17 protein-coding genes are annotated in these 19,271 nt (G+C 73.7%); 10 read left to right on the top strand and 7 right to left on the bottom strand.

The genetic code is table 11. The features are described from left to right. The first annotated feature begins 116 nt into the window (after positions 1-116). From ACGF1Z_RS28630 to ACGF1Z_RS28640, 3 genes are all read left to right on the top strand, one after another. On the top strand, positions 117-1,289 hold the full coding sequence (locus tag ACGF1Z_RS28630; RefSeq protein ID WP_393008890.1) for an acyl-CoA dehydrogenase family protein: 1,173 nt from the start codon (positions 117-119) through the stop codon (positions 1,287-1,289). 710 nt (positions 1,290-1,999) lie between these two features. Further along, positions 2,000-3,121 (top strand): hypothetical protein, encoded by a 1,122-nt coding sequence (locus tag ACGF1Z_RS28635; protein WP_393008892.1) that lies wholly within the window; start codon positions 2,000-2,002, stop codon positions 3,119-3,121. A 16-nt stretch (positions 3,122-3,137) separates the two neighbouring features. After that, a complete protein-coding gene (locus ACGF1Z_RS28640; RefSeq protein ID WP_393008894.1) occupies positions 3,138-4,238 on the top strand; it encodes a phosphotransferase family protein in 1,101 nt (366 codons plus the stop codon). Between the two features lie 21 nt (positions 4,239-4,259). On the opposite strand, the gene ACGF1Z_RS28645 is transcribed toward ACGF1Z_RS28640, so the two are convergent. Next, positions 4,260-4,628, bottom strand: coding sequence for a hypothetical protein (locus tag ACGF1Z_RS28645; RefSeq protein WP_393008895.1), 369 nt, complete (start codon positions 4,626-4,628; stop codon positions 4,260-4,262). Positions 4,629-4,852: 224 nt separating this feature from the next. Between ACGF1Z_RS28645 and ACGF1Z_RS28650 the strand changes: the two genes are divergently transcribed. From ACGF1Z_RS28650 to fxsA, 4 genes are all read left to right on the top strand, one after another. Then, positions 4,853-5,293, top strand: coding sequence for an Lrp/AsnC family transcriptional regulator (locus ACGF1Z_RS28650; RefSeq protein WP_376637428.1), 441 nt, complete (start codon positions 4,853-4,855; stop codon positions 5,291-5,293). Between the two features lie 100 nt (positions 5,294-5,393). Further along, on the top strand, positions 5,394-7,004 hold the full coding sequence (locus ACGF1Z_RS28655; RefSeq protein WP_393008896.1) for an amidohydrolase: 1,611 nt from the start codon (positions 5,394-5,396) through the stop codon (positions 7,002-7,004). Positions 7,005-7,406: 402 nt separating this feature from the next. After that, entirely contained in the window at positions 7,407-8,183 is a 777-nt protein-coding gene (locus tag ACGF1Z_RS28660; RefSeq protein ID WP_393008897.1) for a polyprenol monophosphomannose synthase, read from the top strand. A gap of 73 nt (positions 8,184-8,256) precedes the next feature. After that, positions 8,257-8,850 carry an FxsA family membrane protein gene (gene fxsA, locus ACGF1Z_RS28665; protein WP_393008898.1) on the top strand — a complete coding sequence of 198 codons (594 nt, stop codon included), beginning with the start codon at positions 8,257-8,259 and terminating at the stop codon, positions 8,848-8,850. Positions 8,851-9,213: 363 nt separating this feature from the next. Here the strand turns inward: fxsA and ACGF1Z_RS28670 are convergent, their stop codons facing one another. The 4 genes from ACGF1Z_RS28670 to ACGF1Z_RS28685 form a co-directional block, all read right to left on the bottom strand. After that, on the bottom strand, positions 9,214-9,588 hold the full coding sequence (locus ACGF1Z_RS28670) for an RNA polymerase-binding protein RbpA (protein ID WP_026278069.1): 375 nt from the start codon (positions 9,586-9,588) through the stop codon (positions 9,214-9,216). Positions 9,589-9,843: 255 nt separating this feature from the next. Then, positions 9,844-11,202, bottom strand: a complete 1,359-nt coding sequence (locus ACGF1Z_RS28675; RefSeq protein WP_393008899.1) for an MFS transporter — start codon at positions 11,200-11,202, stop codon at positions 9,844-9,846. A 56-nt stretch (positions 11,203-11,258) separates the two neighbouring features. Then, positions 11,259-12,023 (bottom strand): glycerophosphodiester phosphodiesterase, encoded by a 765-nt coding sequence (locus ACGF1Z_RS28680; protein WP_393008900.1) that lies wholly within the window; start codon positions 12,021-12,023, stop codon positions 11,259-11,261. Further along, on the bottom strand, positions 12,020-12,826 hold the full coding sequence (locus ACGF1Z_RS28685) for a YitT family protein (RefSeq protein ID WP_393008901.1): 807 nt from the start codon (positions 12,824-12,826) through the stop codon (positions 12,020-12,022). The genes ACGF1Z_RS28680 and ACGF1Z_RS28685 overlap by 4 nt, the downstream gene beginning before the upstream one ends. Positions 12,827-12,955: 129 nt before the next feature. On the opposite strand from ACGF1Z_RS28685, the gene ACGF1Z_RS28690 reads away from it, so the two are divergent. After that, complete coding sequence (locus tag ACGF1Z_RS28690; RefSeq protein WP_393008902.1) at positions 12,956-14,455, top strand: PLP-dependent aminotransferase family protein; 1,500 nt, start codon at positions 12,956-12,958, stop codon at positions 14,453-14,455. A gap of 82 nt (positions 14,456-14,537) precedes the next feature. Here the strand turns inward: ACGF1Z_RS28690 and ACGF1Z_RS28695 are convergent, their stop codons facing one another. Together ACGF1Z_RS28695 and ACGF1Z_RS28700 are read right to left on the bottom strand one after the other, a co-directional pair. Continuing rightward, on the bottom strand, positions 14,538-16,175 hold the full coding sequence (locus tag ACGF1Z_RS28695; RefSeq protein ID WP_393008903.1) for a hypothetical protein: 1,638 nt from the start codon (positions 16,173-16,175) through the stop codon (positions 14,538-14,540). Between the two features lie 37 nt (positions 16,176-16,212). Beyond that, on the bottom strand, positions 16,213-16,407 hold the full coding sequence (locus ACGF1Z_RS28700) for a hypothetical protein (protein ID WP_393008904.1): 195 nt from the start codon (positions 16,405-16,407) through the stop codon (positions 16,213-16,215). Between the two features lie 303 nt (positions 16,408-16,710). Between ACGF1Z_RS28700 and ACGF1Z_RS28705 the strand changes: the two genes are divergently transcribed. Then, entirely contained in the window at positions 16,711-17,109 is a 399-nt protein-coding gene (locus tag ACGF1Z_RS28705; protein ID WP_393008905.1) for an ankyrin repeat domain-containing protein, read from the top strand. Between the two features lie 255 nt (positions 17,110-17,364). Further along, complete coding sequence (locus ACGF1Z_RS28710; protein WP_393008906.1) at positions 17,365-18,786, top strand: HEAT repeat domain-containing protein; 1,422 nt, start codon at positions 17,365-17,367, stop codon at positions 18,784-18,786. Positions 18,787-19,271 lie beyond the last annotated feature (485 nt).

The following is a 19,271-nucleotide window of genomic DNA, read 5'->3' on the forward strand; positions in this document are numbered from 1 at the left end:
GGTCGGAGTGAGGGTGCCGCCCGGTCAGCGGTGGGCATACTCCATACGCCGCGGCCGCTGGCCCCCGCCCCGCCCCGGCGCATCGTCGAACCCCCGACCACGAGGAGTGCGCCGCCATGCCCGACCGTGCCCCGCGGCCCGTGGAACGCCGGCTGCCCACCGACGAGGCCAGGGAGCTGTTCGCCCTCGTCCGCGAGATCGCGGCGCGCGAGATCGCGCCCCGCGCCGCCGAAGAGGAGGACGCCGGGCACTTCCCCCGGGGGCTTTTCACCCTGCTGTCCACCTCAGGGCTGCTCGGGCTTCCGTACGACTCCGCGTACGGGGGCGGCGACCAGCCGTACACCGTCCATCTCCAGGTCCTGGAAGGGCTGGCCGCCGCCCGGCTTACCGTGGCCCTGGGCATCAGCGTGCACAGCCTGTCCTGTCATGCCCTGGCTGCCTTCGGCACCGACGCGCAGCGGGCCGCCCTGCTGCCCGCGATGCTCGGCGGCGGTCTCCTGGGGGCGTACTGCCTCTCCGAGCCGTCCTCCGGCTCCGACGCGGCGGCCCTGCGTACCCGCGCGGTGCGGGACGGCGACGACTGGGTCCTGGACGGCACGAAGGCCTGGATCACCCATGGGGGGATCGCCGACTTCTACACCGTGATGGCCCGCGCCGGCGGCGAGGGCCCCAAGGGGATCACCGCATTCCTGGTGCCCGGTGACGCGCCGGGGCTCAGCGCCGCCGCACCCGAGCGCAAGATGGGTATGAAGGGCTCGCCCACCGCCCAGATCCACCTCGACGGCGTACGGGTGCCCGACGCGCGGCGCATCGGCGCGGAGGGCCAGGGGTTCGCGATCGCCCTAGCCTCCCTGGACTCGGGGCGCCTCGGCATCGCGGCGTGCGCGGTGGGCCTGGCCCAGGCAGCGCTGGACGCCGCCGTCGGGTACGCGCGCGAGCGACGCCAGTTCGGCCGGCCGATCGCGGACTTCCAGGGCCTGCGCTTCCTGCTCGCGGACATGGCCACGCAGGTCGAGGCCGGCCGGGCCCTGTACCTGGAGGCGGCGCGGCTGCGCGACGAGGGCCGCCCGTTCGGCCGGCAGGCCGCCATGGCGAAGCTCTTCTGTTCGGAGGCGGCGATGCGGGCCACGACGGACGCCGTGCAGGTACTCGGCGGCTACGGCTACACCGCCGACTTCCCCGTCGAGCGGTTCCTGCGCGAGGCGAAGGTGCTCCAGATCGTGGAGGGGACCGATCAGATCCAGCGCGTGGTCATCGCCCGTCACCTGGCCGGACCAGAGTCCCGTTGACCCGTACGGTGCGGTCGGCCCAGACGGGACCCGCCGCCAGGCGGCTCCACTCCGGGTCGCGGTGGCCCGGCAGGGACCTGCCGTGGCTGGCCCACAGTCGGAGCACCGCCGAGTAGATGGGCGGGTCGGCGGGGTGCTGCGACGGCGGCGGTGGCGCGGACGCCGGTACCTGGGCCGGCGCCCGCACGGCCGTGGGCGGCGGCCCGGGTACCGGCGCCCGCGGCGGGACCGGCGCGGCCACCGGCATCGGTCCGGGAGCCACCGGCCTCGGTCCGGGGGCCGGTGCCGGTGCGGGAACGGCCGCCGGCGCGGGGGCCGGCACAGGCGTCCGGCCCTCCTGCTGAACCGATTCTTCAAAGTGCGGCCCGGACTGCCTGTGCCGGCCGTATCCGCTGGGTGTCGTATACAGCGTGCTCATGCCCGGCCCAACGCCCCGGGCCCGCCGCCGGTCACCGCCGGGGCCCGTAGAGCGGCAGTTCGACGCGTCCCCGGGGGCTGCGTGGCCCCTCGCTCCGCACCGTTTCGCTCCCGCCCTCCCGCGTCCCCTCGCGGCGGTCGCGCCCCCCCCGCAGGCCACGGGGCCGCGCCGCCGCGGCCGTCCCGCCCTCGCCGGTGCGGCCCCGTGGCCTGCGCACGCCGTGCACGGCTCTGGCTCTCGGCGCAGTTTCTGACGTACCGTCAATTCCCGCTCGCCGACCAGGAGGTTACACGTGTCAGACGACCGTCCCGTCCCGCTCGACGAATATCCGGTGCACCAGGCGCCGTTGTCCATGAAGCACCACGTCAGCGGCGACCGGAACGCCTACGACCGGTGCATCTTCCACGTCTTCGACCACCAGGGCCGCGCCCTGCTCATCGCCGGTCTCGGCGTCTACCCCAACGCCGGGGTCGTCGACGCCTACGCGACCCTGCGGACCGGCGACCGGCTGCATGCCGTACGCGCCTCCGACGCCCTCGGCGACGACCGGACCGACCTCTCGGTAGGGCCGCTGCGCATCACCGTGGACGAGCCCCTCAAGAGGCTCGGCCTGCACTGCGAGGCGGACCCGGACGACCCCGGAGGGCTGTCCTTCGACCTCACCTGGACGGGTGACTTCCCGGCCGTCTGGGAGCCGCACCACACCCAGCGCCGCGGCGACCGCCTCATCCTGGAAGGCCGCCGCTTCGTCCAGGCCGGCCACGCCACCGGCACCATCCGGGCGGGCGGCGAGGAGTTCGCCGTCACCGCGGGGGAGTGGACCGGCACCCGCGACCGCAGCTGGGGGGTCCGCCCGCTGCCCGGCGAAGAACCGGGCCGCGCCGCGGAGTTCCGCCCCGAGGGCTTCCACTGGCTCTGGATACCGATGCGCTTCGAGGACCGCTTCCTCATGGTCGTCGCCCAGGAGGACGCCGACGGCTACCGCACCCTGAACGAGGCGCTGCTGGTACGCGACGGGCGGCGCGACGCCCAGCTCGGCTGGCCCCGTACGGACATCACCTACCGCTCCGGCACCCGCGAACCGGATAGGGCCGTCGTGCACGTCACCGACCCGGCCGGCAAGCCCCTGGAGATCGGCGTGGAGATCCTCGCCTCCTCCCCGCTCGCGGTCGGCGCCGGCTATCCGCCCGCCCCCGACTGGCAGCACGGGAGCTGGCAGGGCCGGAACTGGACCGACCGCCGCGTCTACGACCTCTCCGACCCGGCCGCCCACCCGATGGCCGCCTACGGCGTCACCGACCACGCCGCCCGCTTCACCCTCGAAGGCCGGACCGGCTACGGCATCTTCGAGCACGGCTCCTTCGGACGCCACGACCCCAGCGGGTTCGCCGACTACGCCGCCACCGCCCCCTGAGCCCCGAGGAGCCCGCATGGCCAACGCGCCCCGACCCCGCACCACCACCCGGGACCCCGAGGAGCTGGGCCGCCGGCTCACCGCCTGGCTCGACCGGCGGCTCCCCGGCGCCCGCGTCACCGGTCTCTCCGTCCCCGGCTCCAACGGCATGTCCAGCGAGACGCTGCTCTTCGACCTGGAACACCCCGACGCCCCGGTCCGCGGCTGCGCGCTCCGCCTCGCCGCCGACCCCGCCGCGTACACCGTCTTCCCCGTCTACGACATGGCCCGCCAGCACCGGGTGATGCGCCTGGTCGGCGAGCACACGGACGTCCCCGTGCCCCGGGCGCTCTGGCTGGAGGAGGACCCGGGGCCGCTCGGCGCGCCGTTCTTCGTGATGGCCCGCGCCGAGGGCCGGGTCCCGCCCGACGTCATGCCCTACACGTACGAGGGCAACTGGCTGCACGCCGCGAGCGACGCCGAACGGGCCGAGCTGGAGGCCGAGTCGGTCCGTGTGCTCGCCCGGCTGCACGACCACTTCCCCGCGAAGGAGGCCGAGTTCCTGATGCCGGCGGGCCAGGGCAGCCCGCTCCGCCGCCACGTCGACGCCCAACGCGCCTACTACGCCTGGGTGGTGGACGGACTCGCGCCGTCACCCCTCATCGAGTCGGCCTTCGACTGGCTGGAGGCCCACTGGCCCGACGACGAGGGTCCGGCGGTGCTCACCTGGGGCGACGCCAGGATCGGCAACATCGTCTACGACGGATTCCGCCCCGCGGCCGTCCTCGACTGGGAGATGGCGTCCTACGCCCCGCGCGAGGTCGACCTCGGCTGGACCGTCTACCTGCACCGCTTCTTCCAGGACCTCACCGTGAGCTTCGGCCAGCCCGGACTGCCGGACTTCCTGCGCCGCGACGCCGTCGAACGGCGCTACGCGGAACTCACCGGGCACACCCCGCGCGCCATGGAGTTCCACACCCTGTACGCCGCGCTGCGGCACGCGATCGTGATGCTCAGGATCGCCTACCGCCAGGCGTACTTCGGAGAGGTCCGGGTGCCGGCGGACGCGGCCGACGTCGACGGCCTGATCCTGCACCACGCCACGCTCACGGCGATGGTGCAGGGGCGCTACTGGTGAACGGAGCCGGGTCGCGCGGCCTCAGGCCGCGCGGCGCAGCTGGGCCGGCTTGATGGGCCGCGAGCCCGGACCGCCCACGTGGGAGAAGGGCTGCATCCGCCAGTCCAGACCCTGGGGGAGCGTCAGGAGCAGGGCGGTGTCCTGCTCCTGGACCTCCAGGGTCTCGTCCGCGGGACGCGTCTCGGCGGCGAACCGGCCGGTGCCGCCGCAGACCGTCAGGACGAAGGGGTTCCACGGCGTCGGGCAGAGCGCGTGCTCCGGCAGGACGTCCTCGTCCGCGAGCAGCGCGATCGGCTGCTCGCAGTCCGGGCAGATCACCCGGTACATCTCAAAGGTGTCGTACGCGTCGAGCTCGTCGGACGTGTCGACGGAATCAACAGGCTCCTGCATGGAGAATCTCCCCCTCGGACGGGTCGGCCGGATCTGAGTGGCCTCGACCACAGCAAGCAATTCCCATGCGGTGGACCGCATAACCGTGAGGTCACGCCCCAGCACTCGCAAAACCTGTGGCGTTCGTCACATGCCCGGCGCAGGGGCCCCGCAAGTGCCCAAAGGGTGGGACAGGAGCCGGTCCTGACTGTGCCGCCGCCCCTCCGGGGCAATAGGGTCACCGCATGGAGGAGCTGGATCGTCAGATCGTCGAGTTGCTGGTCAAGGACGGACGCATGAGCTACACCGACCTGGGCAAGGCCACGGGCCTGTCCACGTCGGCCGTGCATCAGCGCGTCCGCCGGCTCGAGCAGCGCGGCGTCATCCGCGGCTATGCCGCCGTCGTCGACCCGGAGGCCGTGGGCCTGCCGCTCACCGCCTTCATCTCGGTGAAACCCTTCGACCCCAGTGCTCCCGACGACACCCCCGACCGGCTCGCCGACATCCCCGAGATCGAGGCCTGTCACAGCGTCGCGGGCGACGAGAACTACATCCTCAAGGTCCGGGTGGCGACTCCGCTGGAGCTGGAACACCTGCTCAGCCGCATCCGCTCCCAGGCCCACGTCTCCAGCCGCACCACGGTCGTCCTGTCCACCCCGTACGAGTCCAGGCCGCCGCGCATCTAGGGCGCCTGCGGGCCGGGCCCGGCGCGATCCGGCGGAGGCCCCCGGCGCGCACCGGGCCCCGGCGCGCGTTCCGGGTGCCACCACGCCCTAGCCTGGGGGGATGAGCGCGTACGAACACCGCACCGTGCTGTTGCGCGGTGGAGAAGTCCACAGTCCCGCCGATCCCTTCGCCACCGCCATGGTGGTGGAGCGCGGGCACGTCGCCTGGGTGGGCTCCGAGGGCGCGGCCGACGCCTTCGCCTCCGGCGTGGACGAGGTGCTCGACCTGGAGGGAGCGCTCGTCACCCCCGCGTTCGTCGACGCCCACGTGCACACCACGGCGACCGGTCTCGCACTGACCGGGCTCGACCTGTCGGCCGCCGTCTCGCTCGCCGAGGCGGCCGACGGGATCCGCGCGTACGCCGCCGCCCGGCCCGCCGACCGCGTCCTCATCGGCCACGGCTGGGACGCCGCCCGCTGGCCCGAGCGCCGTCCGCCGAGCCGTGCCGAGCTGGACGAGCTCACCGGCGGCCGGCCCCTCTATCTCACGCGCATCGACGTCCACTCGGCCGTCGTCACCACCGCGATGCTCGACCTCGTCCCGGGGATCCGCGAGCGCGACGGCTTCCACGACGGGCAGCCGCTCACCGGCGACGCCCACCACGCCGTCCGCGCCGCCGCCTACGCGGCGCTCTCCCCGCAGCAGCGCGCCGAGGCACAGCGCGCGGCCCGGCAGCACGCCGCCTCGCTCGGCATCGGCACGCTGCACGAGTGCGGCGGCCCGGAGATCTCCTCCGAGGACGACTTCACCGGACTGCTGGACCTCGCCCGCAGCGAGCCCGGCCCCCGGATCGTCGGTTACTGGGCGGATCTCGACATCGAGCGGGCCCGCGCCCTCGGCGCCCTCGGCGCGGCCGGCGACCTCTTCGCCGACGGCTCCCTCGGCTCGCACACCGCCTGTCTCCACGAGCCCTACGCCGACCGGCCCGGCACCGGGGTCGCCCACCTCGACGCGGCCGCCGTCACCGCGCACGTCGTCGCCTGCACCGAGGCGGGTCTCCAGGCCGGCTTCCACGCCATCGGCGACGCCGCCGTCGACGCGGTCGTCGAGGGAGTCCGCGCCGCCGCCGACAAGCTGGGACTGGCCCGGATCAGGGCCGCCCGGCACCGCGTCGAGCACGCCGAGATGCTCAGCCCCGAGTCGATCGCCGCCTTCGCCGAGCTCGGCCTCACCGCCTCCGTGCAGCCGGCCTTCGACGCGTACTGGGGCGGTGCGGACGGCATGTACGCCGATCGCCTCGGCGCCGAGCGGGCCCGCGCCCTCAACCCGTACGCCGCGCTGCTGCGCGCGGGCGTGCCGCTCGCCTTCGGCTCGGACAGCCCGGTCACCCCGCTCGACCCGTGGGGGACCGTGCGCGCGGCCGCTTTCCACCGGACGCCCGAACACCGGATCTCCGTCCGTGCCGCCTTCACCGCGCACACCCGGGGCGGCTGGCGCGCGGTCGGCCGTGACGACGCCGGCACCCTCGTGCCCGGCGCGCCGGCCGACTACGCGATCTGGCGGACCGGCGAGCTGGTCGTCCAGGCGCCGGACGACCGGGTGGCCCGCTGGTCCACCGACCCGCGCTCCGGGACGCCCGGTCTGCCCGATCTGTCCCCCGGCCGTGAACTGCCCGTATGCCTCCGGACCGTCGTCTTCGGGCAAACGGTGTTCGTACGGCCGAACGAGTGACGTAAGGACATTTCGTACCGCCGCTCGATCGGGACCCCGCTCGCCCACGACCTGCGGATCTTCCGGGCTCACCTGGGGGAACGGTTCATCGCCGCAGGTCAAACGGGTGTTGACAGCGGGCCGCCACCGGCCGGTAGGTTCGGCGAGTCCACCAAGGACGTCCGACCGGTTTCAAACCTCCACGCAGGCACCGAACGCCGCCCGCGCCTCGGGGGCGAGGGAAGGTTTTTCCGGCGGACGGTGCGACCCGGGTGGGGTCCCGGCGTTCAGTAGACAACGGCCTCGGTCGATCCGCAGCCAGCGGATCCCGGGTCGGCCCGAAGGACGCCGGGCCCCGATCCCGCACCCCGCGCGCAAGGCTCGCTATGGTGGGGGCTCGCGTATGTATCCGAAGGGGCAGTAGTGAACGACGGTGGCCAGAGGCGTTACGGCCCGCTCGGCAAGGCCTTGGTGATCATCCCGACCTACAACGAGGCGGAGAACATCAAGCCGATCGTCTCGCGGGTACGGGAGGCGGTGCCGGAGGCACACGTCCTCGTCGCCGACGACAACAGCCCCGACGGCACGGGCAAGTTCGCCGACGAGATCGCCGCCGAGGACGATCACGTCCACGTGCTGCACCGCAAGGGCAAGGAGGGCCTCGGCGCCGCCTACCTGGCCGGCTTCCGCTGGGGCATCGACCACGGCTACGGCGTCCTCGTCGAGATGGACGCCGACGGCTCCCACCAGCCCGAGGAACTGCCCCGGCTGCTCACCGCCCTCAAGGGCGCGGACCTGGTGCTCGGCTCCCGCTGGGTGCCCGGCGGCCGGATCGTGAACTGGCCCAGGTCCCGCGAGTTCATCTCCCGCGGCGGCAGCCTCTACTCACGCCTCATGCTCGACGTCCCCATCCGCGACGTCACCGGCGGCTACCGGGCCTTCCGCAAGGAGACCCTGGAAGGCCTCGGCCTCGACGAGGTCGCCTCCGCCGGCTACTGCTTCCAGGTCGACCTGGCCCGCCGCGCGGTCGCCGCCGGCTACCACGTCGTCGAGGTGCCCATCACCTTCGTCGAGCGCGAGATCGGCGACTCCAAGATGAGCCGCGACATCCTCGTCGAGGCGCTGTGGCGGGTCACCGGCTGGGGCCTCTCGGCCCGTGCGCGGAAGGTCGGCAGGCTGCTCGGCCGCACGTCCGGCTGACCGCTGCCCCGGTCCCTTCGCACTGATCTCTCCTTTACGACGTTCCGGCGGGCCCCCAGGCACACTGGGGGGCATGACGACCGGCGCACCGCCTCCCCTCGCCCCCCAGCGCTCCCGCGCGCGTACGTTCCTCCCGCTGGGCCTCGCCGCCTGGCTGGTCCTGGAGATCTGGCTGCTCACCGTCGTGGCGAACGCGGTGGGCGGACTCGGCGTCTTCCTGCTGCTCCTCGCCGGCGCCGTGCTCGGCGGCGCCGTGATCAAGCGCGCCGGGCGCCGGGCCTTCGCCAATCTCACCGGCACGTTCCAGCGCGCCCAGGAGGCCGCGCAGCGCGGCGAGGTGCCCTCGGCCGAGGACCGGGCCGGCGCGGAGGACCGCAACGGCTTCCTCATGCTCGGCGGACTCCTCCTGATGCTCCCCGGCCTCCTGTCCGACGCGGCCGGTCTGCTCCTGCTGATCCCGCAGGTGCGCACGGCCGTCGGGAAGTACGCGGAGAAGGCGGTGGAGCGCCGGATGAGCGCCGCGCCGCCCGGAAGCCTCCAGGACGCCTTCCAGCAGGCCCGCATGCACCGGCCGGACGGAAAGGTCGTGCAGGGTGAGGTCATCCGCGACGAGGCGCCCCAGGGGCCGCGGCGGCCCGACGGGTCCCGCCCGCCCCTGATGCCCTGAGCCGACGCCGTACGGACGCCCCTCCCGCGCAGCCCGCCCCTGCCGCGCGGGAGGGGCGTCCGCCACTTCCCTGCCTGCGTCGCCTGGCGCCCTTCGGCGTCCGCCGGCGCCTGTCACGCCCCTGAGCCGGCCGCCCGTGCGTGCGCCGGGCCTCCGCCCGTGCCCGCGCCGGGCCTCACCGGCCACCACCCGTCCGGGCTCCCTGGATTCCTCCGTGCGGCCGATGGATCTCGGCCGGGCGGAGCTCCGTGCAGAGGAAGCCGTACGGGCGAACCGTGGGGGCGCGCGAACGCCGCGGGGCCCGGTACACGTGGTGTGTACCGGGCCCCGCGGCGTTGCTCTGTCAGGCCGTGCGGCTGTCCGTCAGGCGGACTTCCGGCTGTCGCGCGGATGCACGGCGATGTTCATGGCACCGGAGCGGAGAACCGCCAGCCGTTCGGCCAGCACCTCTTCCAGCTCCTCGCGGGTACGCCGCTCCATGAGCATGTCCCAGTGCGTACGCGCCGGCTTGCCCTTCTTCTCCTCGGGGCCGTCCCCGTCCACCAGAAGTGCCTGGCTTCCGCAGACCTTGCACTCCCACTCCGGCGGAATCTCCGCCTCGACCGAGAAGGGCATCTCGAAACGATGGCCCTTCTCGCATGCGTACTCCACCGCCTGGCGCGGGGCCAGATCGATGCCGCGGTCGGTCTCGTAGCTGGTCACCACGAGGCGCGTGCCGCGAAGAGCTCGCTCACTCATGAATCGTGCCTCCCGGGCTTGTCGCCCACAGGACAGGTGTCGCTGTCGTCGTCATCCGGTCAACGTCCGGTCGGCGGTAAAGATTCCCGTTCCGGGTCATGCGTCGCCCGTCGTGCCGCCCCTTGTTGTACCCACCAGTGCCCGTTTTGTCACATCTGAAAGCAGATGTGACGCGACGTCTTCACCAAGTGAGCACGCAGTAACGGTCCGCCTGGCAGGCCAAACGCGTACACTACCGCTCTTTCATTCCCGCGTCTAAATCCGGTCGGGTACGGGGTTGCCCGCGGCGGCCACGGCGCGGCGCACCGGGACCCTGGCGAGCAGGACGAAACCGACGGCGAAGAAGATCACCAGGGAGATGATGGCATCTCGGTAGCTCCCGGTCAGCTGATACGCGAGACCGAACACCAAAGGACCCAGCCAGCTCAGTCCCCGGTCGCTCATCTCGTAGGCGGAGAAGTACTCCGCCTCCTTGCCGCGCGGCACCAGATGTGAGAAGAGCGACCTCGACAGCGCCTGGCTGCCGCCCAGGACCAGGCCGATCGCCGCCGCCAGACAGTAGAAGAAGACCGGCGCGTCGGCCGGCAGGAAGTAGCCGGCCAGCAGGATGGCCGTCCACACCGCCAGCGACCCCAGGATCGTGCGCTTCGCCCCGTAGGAGCGCGCCATCCGGCCCATGCCGAGCGCGCCCGCGACGGCCAGGACCTGCACCAGGAGCACCGCCGTGATCAGCGTCGTCTGGTCCAGGCCCAGCTCCTCGGAGCCGAACACCGAGGCCTGCGAGATCACCGTTTGCACGCCGTCGTTGTAGATCAGGTACGCGAGGAGGAAGGACAGCGTCAGCGGATGGCGGCGCATGTCCCGCAGCGTGGCGACCAGCTGCTTCCAGCCGCTGCCCACGGCGCCCTCGCCGGGCTCGCGGGCGGTCCGCCGGTCGCGCAGCAGGCGCAGCGGGACGAGCGTGAACGCGCCCCACCACAGTCCGGCCGAGGCCAGACAGATCCGCACCGCCATGCCCTGCGAGAGCCCGAAGGACTCGTGGCCCGAGTAGACGACCAGATTGAGCACCAGGACCAGCGCGCCCGAGGTGTAACCGAAGGCCCAGCCGCGCGAGGACACGGTGTCCCGCTCGTCGGGCTCGGCGATCTGCGGCAGGTAGGCGTTGTAGAGCACCATCGACACCGACAGCGACGCGTTCGCCACGATCAGCAGGAGGGCCCCGAGGAGATAGCGGTCGCCGCCCAGGAAGAACATCCCCGTGGTCGCGGTCGCTCCCACGTACGCCGAGGCGGCGAGGAGCGGCTTCTTCCGCCCCGTACGGTCCGCCACGGCGCCCACCAGGGGCATCACGAGCACGGCGACGACTATGGAGGCCGAGACGGCGTACGCGAAGAGCGAGCCGGCCCGCACGGGTATGCCCAGCGGGTGCACGAAGCCCTCGGCGTCCGCCGCCGCCTTGGCCACCGAGGTCAGATACGGCCCCAGGAAGACGGTCAGGACGCTGGTCGAGTAGACCGAGCACGCGAAGTCGTAGAAGTACCAGCCCCGCTGCTCGCGCCGGCGCTCGGCCGGGTCGACGGTCAGGCCGTCCGGATCGGTGGTCCCTGCGGTCACGCGCGCGCCCCCTCGTTCGTCCCCGTTGACGGGACGCGCGCGCGGGTCGCCGGCCTTCAGGACCAGACTCCCCGCTCGGTCATGACCTCGCGCAGCGTCTCCAGATGATCGGTCATGATGCCATCGACCCCCAGGTCGAGGAGAGAGTTCATCCGTGACGGATCGTTCACGGTCCACACGTGCACCTGGAGTCCGCGGGCGTGCGCCTCGCGCACGAAGCGCCGGTCCACCACCGTGATGCCGGCCTGGCGCTCGGGGACCTGGGCGGCGACCGCGCCCGCGCGCAGCGCCGCCGGGATCCCGAAGGAGCGCAGTCGCAGGGCGAGGACGCCGGTCACCCCGTACGAGGTGGCCAGCCTCGGTCCGGCGATCTTCCGGGCCCGGGCGATCCGGGACTCGGTGAAGGAACCGACACAGACCCGGTCCCAGGCGTCGGTCCTGCGGATCAGGTCGAGCAGCGGCGCCAGGGAGGATTCGGTCTTCAGGTCCACGTTCCAGCGGGCCCGCGGAAACTCCTCCAGAAGGTCCTGGAAGAGCGGGAGCGGCTCCTTGCCGGCCACCCGGGCCTCCCGGACCGCCGCCCACGGCAGGTCCCGGATCCGGCCCACGGCGTCCGTGACCCGGTCCAGCGTCGCGTCGTGGAAGGCGACGAGCCGCCCGTCCGCCGTCGTGTGGACATCGGTCTCGAAGTACCGGTAGCCGGCCGCGTCGGCCCGCCGGAAGGCGGCAGCGGTGTTCTCCAGACCGTCCGCCGTGCCGCCGCGGTGGGCGAAGGGGATCGGGGCCGGATGGTCGAGGTAGGGGTGGAGTAGGCGCGTCACCGCCGCAGTATGGCCTGATCAGGTGTCGCGCGGGCAACGGGTCCGGGCCCGGAGTCCTGAATCCGCGTCCCGGAACCCGCGGCACCGGGCAGGGAATCCGGCATGTCGGAGCCCGGCGCCGGGGCGGCGGCCCCGCGGTCCTCCTGCGGGACGGCGAGGTCGGACCCCGGCGCCGGAGCGGGGGATCCGCGGTCCTCCGCCGGCACGGCGAACCAGCGCAGGAAGAACTGCGCCAGCGGTCCGATCGCCAGCGCGTAGAACACCGTGCCGACGCCCACCGAGCCGCCCAGCAGGAAGCCCGTGGCGACCACCGCGACCTCGATCGCCGTCCGGACCAGCCGGATCGAGCGGCCCGTCAGCCGGTGGAGACCGGTCATGAGGCCGTCGCGCGGGCCGGGTCCGAAGCGGGCCGCGATGTAGAGGCCGGTCGCCGCGCCGTTGAGCACGATGCCGAGGAGCAGCAGCGCGATCCCGGCCGGAAGGCCGTCCGTGTCCGGAACGAGGGCCAGGGTGCCGTCCATGGCGAGGCCGATGACGAAGACGTTGGAGACGGTGCCCAGGCCCGGCCGCTGCCGGATGGGGATCCACAGCAGGAGCACGACCGCTCCCACGACGATCGACACGACGCCGATGCTCAGTCCCGTCCGCTCGGCGAGGCCCTGGTGCAGCACGCCCCAGGGCTCGAGGCCGAGCCCGCCGCGCACGAGCAGCGCCGAGCTGATCCCGTAGAGGGTGAGACCGGCGTAGAGCTGGACGAGCCGGCGGGTCAGATGCCGGCCGCGGAGGCCGGAGGCGATGGACAAGGGACTGCCCCCTGGGAGACGACCCGGTGTGTGACGACCGGAGTGGTGGTGGTGGACTGGCTCATGACACTCTGTGGCGGGAGGCGACAAGCCAACCATGGCCAATTCGCGGAAGGTGGACTGATTTCCATGGCCCAGTGGACCTCGGCCGTGGGGCCTGCCCAGCTCGCCCGGCAGCTCAAGGCGCAGCAGCCCCGGCCCGCCGTGCACGGCGCCCGCAAGCCGCCCGCGTACCGCGCCCTCGCCGACGGCATCCGCCTGCTCGTCCTGGAGGGGCGCGTCCCGGTCGCCGCCCGGCTGCCCGCCGAGCGCGAACTGGCCCTCGCCCTCACCGTGAGCCGGACCACCGTGGCCGCCGCCTACGAGGCGCTGCGCACCGAGGGCTTCCTGGAGTCCCGGCGCGGCGCCGGCAGCTGGACCGCCGTCCCGGCCGGCAACCCGCTGCCCGCACGCGGTCTCGAACCGCTGCCACCCGAGTCGCTCGGCTCGATGATCGACCTGGGCTGCGCGGCGCTCCCCGCGCCCGAGCCCTGGCTCACCCGGTCCATCCAGGGCGCCCTGGAGGAGCTGCCGCCGTACGCGCACACCCACGGCGACTACCCGGCCGGCCTGCCCGCGCTGCGGCAGATGCTCGCCGACCGCTACACCGAACGCGGCATCCCGACCATGCCAGAGCAGATCATGGTCACCACGGGCGCCATGGGCGCGATCGACGCGATCTGCCATCTTTTCGCGGGCCGCGGCGAGCGGATCGCGGTCGAGTCCCCGTCGTACGCCAACATCCTCCAGCTGATGCGGGAGGCCGGTGCCCGGCTCGTGCCCGTCGCCATGGCCGAGGGACTCGGCGGCTGGGACCTCGGCCGCTGGCGCCAGGTGCTGCGCGACGCGGCGCCCCGCCTCGCGTACGTCGTCGCCGACTTCCACAACCCCACGGGCGCCCTCGCCGACGAGGACCAGCGGCGGCAGCTCGTGGAGGCGGCCCGCTCGGCCGGCACGGTCCTCGTGGTCGACGAGACGATGACCGAGCTGTTCCTCGACGAGGACCTCGACATGCCCCGGCGGGTCTGCGCCTTCGACCCCGCCGGAGCCACCGTGATCACCGTCGGTTCGGCGAGCAAGGCGTTCTGGGCGGGCATGCGGATCGGCTGGGTGCGCGCCGCGCCCGACGTGATCCGCTCCCTGGTGGCGGCCCGCGCCTACGCGGACCTCGGCACCCCCGTCCTGGAGCAGCTCGGCGTGAACTGGCTGATGCGCACCGGCGGCTGGGAGCAGGCCGTCGGCCTGCGCCGCAGCCAGGCCCGCGAGAACCGCGACGCACTCGTCACCGCCGTCCGCCGCGAGCTGCCCGACTGGGAGTTCGAGGTCCCGCGCGGCGGTCTCACCCTCTGGGTGCGCACCGGAGGCCTGTCCGGCTCGCGGATCGCCGAGGTCGGCGAACGCGTCGGCGTCCGCGTCCCCTCCGGCCCCCGTTTCGGCGTCGACGGCGCCTTCGAGGGCTACGTCCGGCTGCCCTTCACCGTCGGCGGACCGGTCGCCGACGAGGCCGCCGCCCGGCTGGCCGCCGCCGCCCGCCTGGTGGATTCGGGCGCGGGCGCCGGGGTGGAGGCGCCGCGGCCCTTCGTGGCCTGAGGCGTGTCAGGCCGCTGCCGCGTGTGAAGGGCGCCGCACCCACCCGGGTGCGGCGCCCTTCACGTTCCGGTACGGCGGGTGCTCAGCCCTCCGCCGGGACGGGGGAGGGGAACGGCGTGGCGCCCGGCTCCTTGCGCAGGGTCGGCGCCGTGTCCATGTCCGGCTCCGGCTCGGGGGCCGAGCCCGGCACGGTCTCGACCGCCGCGGAGGTCGCCGTACGGCGCTCCGGCAGCAGCTCCAGGACCGCCCGGCGATGTGCCTCGGCGGTCGCGTCGTCGTACGGGTCGGGCGTCGCCGGGACCTGGAGGCGGAGCACCGGGCCGGCGCCGAGCCGGGCGTAGCCGCGGCCGGGCGGCACGTCCGGCACCGGGGTGGTGTGCGGGCCGGCGCCGAGGACGGCCGCGATCTGCTCCGGCGCGGCGGGACCGAGCACGACCCGGGCGCGGGTGTGGCCGCGTACCGTCTCGCCGAGCGCCTCCAGGCTGTCGAACTGCTCGGCCACCACGACCGTCACCTGGGCGGCGCGCCCGTGCCGCAGCGGCACCTGGAGCAGGTCCTGCGGGTCGGGACGGCCGTCGGCGGCGGCCAGGTGTCCGAGGACGCTCGGCCGGTCCAGCAGGATCCACAGCGGGCGACGGGTGTCCTCGGGCGCCGCGTGGCCGGCCTGGCGGGCCCGGTTCGCGGCGATCAGGCGGCGCTCGGTCTCGTGTGCGGCCCATTCCAGGCTGGCGAGCGCGCCCGAGAGGCCGCACTCGACGGCGAGCACGCCGTCCCGGCCGACGAGGCACGCGTACTCCCCGGTGCCGCTGCCCTCGACGATCAGGACGTCGCCGTGCGGCAGGGCCTGGAGCGCGATCGAGCGCAGCAGGGAGGTGGTGCCGCTGCCGGGCTGCCCGACGGCGAGCAGGTGCGGCTCGGTGGAACGGGGGCCGGTGCGCCAGACGACGGCCGGGGCGTCCTCGGTGCCGTCGGAGGCCTGGACCGGCACGGTGCGCTGGACGGCGTCCGCGTCGGTGAAGCCGAGCACGGTCTCCCCGGGCACGGTGACGAAGCGCTGCGCGGCGATCGTCGTGGGCAGTGCGGGCAGCACCTGCAGGGTCAGGCGGTTGCCCTCCTCGTCCCAGTCGAAGAGGTATTCGCGGCCCCGGCCCGACTTGGCGTGCAGCAGCTGCTCGATCCGGGCCCGGGCGGCCGGTTCCCCGTCGGTGAAGTACGGGGGGTAGGAGATCCGCAGCCGGGTGAGCCGCCCGTCCTCGTCGAAGGCGGGGTCCGAGAAGGCGGCGCCCCAGTCGCCGCCGTGGGCGAAGAGCGGCTCGGGGTCGTCCGGGTGCGAGAGATACGGCACCAGCGCCTCGTAGAGGCCCTTGAGCCGGGCGATCTCCGCCTCGTCGGGCCCGGTCCTGACGACCGGGCGCTCCCGCCCCTGCCAGGCGGCCGCGCCCATCACCGCGACGAGTGCGAGGAGCGGGCCGTACGGCACGAGGGCGACGACCAGGATGCAGGCCGCGACCAGGAACAGCGTGGGACCACGCCGTTCCTTGGGGGTCGCGGCCCACCTGGCGCGCGCGGTCGCGGCCAGCTTCCGCAGACCACGCGAGACGGTGATCAGCGGATGGAGCACGTCGGTGGCGCTGTCGGCGGCCGTGCGCGCGATCTCTCGGCTGCGAGCGATCTGGGCGCTGCCGCTGCTCAGAATGCGGGGGAGTGGTCGCCGGGCCACGTCGTACTCCTGAAGGGGTGGAAGGGGTGGAGGGAGGTCAGAACTTGATCCCGCCCAAGAGGCTGGCGAGGCTCTGGCCGCCGGCGGTGATGCTGGGGGCGATGGCCGTGCCCGCCAGGTAGAAGCCGAAGAGCGCCGAGACCAGCGCGTGCGAGAGCTTGAGTCCGTCCTTCTTGAAGAACAAGAAGCAGACGATGCCGAGAAGGACGACCACAGAGAAGGACAGGATCATGAGGTGTTCTCCTGGTTGAGGGGACAGTCACCTTGAGTCCTTCCAGGTTCACGGCAAGTATCTATGTGACTAAAGGGTCAAATGGGTGAATCGATGGCGATTTCACTTGACCGGCGGACGGCCGCCCGCTCTCCGGGTGCGAAACCCGCCAGGTGCGGTAGTGCACCGGTTCCCCGGCGCGAGCTGCGGTGATCCTTGCCGCGGACGCGCCCCCTCATGTCGTACGACGGGCAGTACCCTGTCGATTCACTCGTACGGCCGCGCCCGGCGTGCGGGGACGAGCACGAAGGGTGGTTGTGAACGATGAGCGAGAACGAGACCCCGGACCCCGAGGTCGTCGAGCTGGCCTCCAAGGTCTTCGACCTGGCGCGCGCCGGGGACGCGGTGACCCTCGCCGCCTACCTCGACGCCGGCGTCCCGGTGAACCTCTGCAACGAGAAGGGCGACTCGCTCGTCATGCTCGCCGCCTACCACGGCCACCCCGGCGCGGTCACCGCCCTGCTGACCCGCGGCGCCGACGCCGACCGTGCCAACGACCGTGGCCAGACCCCGCTCGCCGGCGCCGTCTTCAAGGGCGAGGACGCCGTGGTCCGCGCCCTCCTCGCCGGCGGGGCGAATCCGGAAGCCGGAACTCCGTCTGCCGTGGATACGGCGCGGATGTTCGGGAAGACGGAACTCCTCGAGCTCTTCGCCACCCGGTGAACGAACCGGGTGAACGCGGGCTGAACCCCAGGTGAGACGGCGCCGTAAATGTGGTCGCGGTGGCGATATGGGTGGGTCATCATGACGTCGGGCCCGCAGGGGGCCACCGACGAGAGGCAGAGGAAGATGGTCACTGGCAAGCGCAGGACGACGGGCGGCCCGACATGTTGCCGCGCGGCCTAGGCGAACAGCCTGACCCGGTTCATCCCGGGACTCCCCCCGGTCGTGTCGACAGCTTGATGTGAGGCGTCTTCCATGTTCGAACCAGTCATAGCGCCGAGCGGCACCCTGCTCGGTCTGCTGCAGAGGGGCCGCGGCGACGGCACCCTCCACGCGCTCGCCGCGCCACGTGCCGAGGCCGTCGCGGCCCTCAACCACTGCGTTCTCGACGATCCCCGCCACGACTGGCAGGTCGAGAACCGCTCCCTCTACTACGCACGGCTCTACCTGGACCTCCACGGAGGTCTGGAGGAGATCGAGGCGCACCTCTTCGGAGCCGAGGACCACCTCGACACCGAGGAGTCACGGACCGGGCTCGCGCTCTCCGTGCTCGGGCACCTCGCCTCCTACGGACGCCAGGACGCCCTGTCGCTCCTGCGGCGCTACGCCGCAAGCGGGACCAACTGGGCCTGGGCGCTCGACGAGCTCGCCGTGCGCGACGACGACGCGGGCCTGCGCGCCCTCGCCGGACCCGTGCTCGCCCGCTTCCCGGCCACCGCCGAGGGCGATGCCGAGCTCGCCGCCACCGTCCGCGACGCCTTCGAGCCGCGGCCCTGGCGCCTGTGGGCCGAGGACCCCAGGGAGTCGGTCGGTGCCCGGATCAGGGCCGCCGGCGAACAGGGCTCCTTCGACCGCTGGCAGCGCCAGCTCCGCCCCACCGGCCCCCGGCCCGGCTGGAGCGTCCAGGCCGTCCTCGACTGGGCCCAGGAGGGCCACGAGCGCGGCACCGAGCTGCACGGGCCCGCCGCCCGCTGCCTGACGGCCGTCGCCGGCCCCGAGGACCGCGACACGATCCTCGGCGCCGCCCGCAGCGGCCCCGACGGCGCCCGCTGCGCCGCCCTGCACTACCTCGCCGAGGCGCAGGACCCCGCGGTCCTCGACCTCGTCGAGCTCGCGGTGGGCGACGGCTCCCGCACGGTCGCCGACGCGGCCGTCGCCGCGTACCAGCGCATGAGCGGCGAGGCCGCCGTCGACCGCGCCCGCGGCTGGATCCATCGCCCGGACGAGCTCGGCGCGGCCGCGGCCGGCACGCTGGCCTTCCGCGGCGGCCCCGAGGACTCCCCCCTCGTCCTCGGTGCCCTCCGCGAGACGGTCCGGGCCGAGGGCCCCGACGCCCTCGCCCTCTACCCCCTCGTCGACGGCGCCGGACGCCTCGGCATCGCGTGCGCCGCCCCCGTGCTGCGCCACATCTACCGTGAGACCGCGTCGTCCCAGCTCCGCGGCCGCACCGCGCGCGCCCTCGCCACCACCGACGCCGGCTTCGCGAACGGATTCGCGGTCGAGTGCCTGTGGGACTGCGAGGAGACCACCCGCGAGCTCGCCGCGCTCCACGCCGAGACGGGTGACGTCCGCGTCGCCGAGCGCCTGCGCCGCCTCGCCGCCGACCCCGCCGAGGAGGCGGAGGTCCAGACGGCCGTGCGCAACCGGATAGGGCCGGACCTCGACCTGCCGGTCTGACACCCACGACACCGGGCCGGCGAGCCACCGGCACCCGCACGGGACCACCGGTGGCCGCGCGGGACCACCGGTAGCCGGCCACCCGCAGCCGGCAGCCGGCCCGGTGGACCCGCACGGGACCACCGGTGGCCGCGCGGGACCACCGGCAGTCGCACGGGACCACCGGTAGCCGGCCACCCGCAGCCGGCAGCCGGCCCGCTGAGCGGCCCGGTGAGCGGCCCGGCCACCGGCTCGGTGAGCGGCAGCGGGCGGCGGGGGCGGTGCGGGGTGGCGGGGGCGGCCTACGAGGCCGCTCCCCGGTTGGGGGCGGGGTGGGTCCGGCTTGGGGTCGCCCCCGCTGAGGGCCGCTCTTCGTTTCGGGTCGGTGCCGGTTGGGGCCACTGCGCCTTGACCTCGGACGGCCCCTGGCCCCGGATGAGCCCTGGCCCCGGATGACCCCCGGCCGCGGATGAGCCCTGGCCCCGGATGGCCCCCGGCCGCGGATG

The sequence above is a fragment of the Streptomyces sp. NPDC048018 genome, from assembly GCF_043202995.1.
Classification (GTDB): Bacteria; Actinomycetota; Actinomycetes; order Streptomycetales; family Streptomycetaceae; genus Streptomyces.

Excerpts from the sequence above, each read along its gene's own strand:
- fxsA (WP_393008898.1), top strand. The coding sequence starts at position 8,257 with ATGACGACCGGCGCACCGCCTCCCCTCGCCCCCCAGCGCTCCCGCGCG.
- ACGF1Z_RS28670 (WP_026278069.1), bottom strand. The coding sequence starts at position 9,588 with ATGAGTGAGCGAGCTCTTCGCGGCACGCGCCTCGTGGTGACCAGCTAC.
- ACGF1Z_RS28705 (WP_393008905.1), top strand. The coding sequence starts at position 16,711 with ATGAGCGAGAACGAGACCCCGGACCCCGAGGTCGTCGAGCTGGCCTCC.
- ACGF1Z_RS28710 (WP_393008906.1), top strand. The coding sequence starts at position 17,365 with ATGTTCGAACCAGTCATAGCGCCGAGCGGCACCCTGCTCGGTCTGCTG.
- ACGF1Z_RS28630 (WP_393008890.1), top strand. The coding sequence starts at position 117 with ATGCCCGACCGTGCCCCGCGGCCCGTGGAACGCCGGCTGCCCACCGAC.
- ACGF1Z_RS28655 (WP_393008896.1), top strand. The coding sequence starts at position 5,394 with ATGAGCGCGTACGAACACCGCACCGTGCTGTTGCGCGGTGGAGAAGTC.
- ACGF1Z_RS28700 (WP_393008904.1), bottom strand. The coding sequence starts at position 16,407 with ATGATCCTGTCCTTCTCTGTGGTCGTCCTTCTCGGCATCGTCTGCTTC.
- ACGF1Z_RS28690 (WP_393008902.1), top strand. The coding sequence starts at position 12,956 with ATGGCCCAGTGGACCTCGGCCGTGGGGCCTGCCCAGCTCGCCCGGCAG.
- ACGF1Z_RS28640 (WP_393008894.1), top strand. The coding sequence starts at position 3,138 with ATGGCCAACGCGCCCCGACCCCGCACCACCACCCGGGACCCCGAGGAG.
- ACGF1Z_RS28645 (WP_393008895.1), bottom strand. The coding sequence starts at position 4,628 with ATGCAGGAGCCTGTTGATTCCGTCGACACGTCCGACGAGCTCGACGCG.
- ACGF1Z_RS28650 (WP_376637428.1), top strand. The coding sequence starts at position 4,853 with ATGGAGGAGCTGGATCGTCAGATCGTCGAGTTGCTGGTCAAGGACGGA.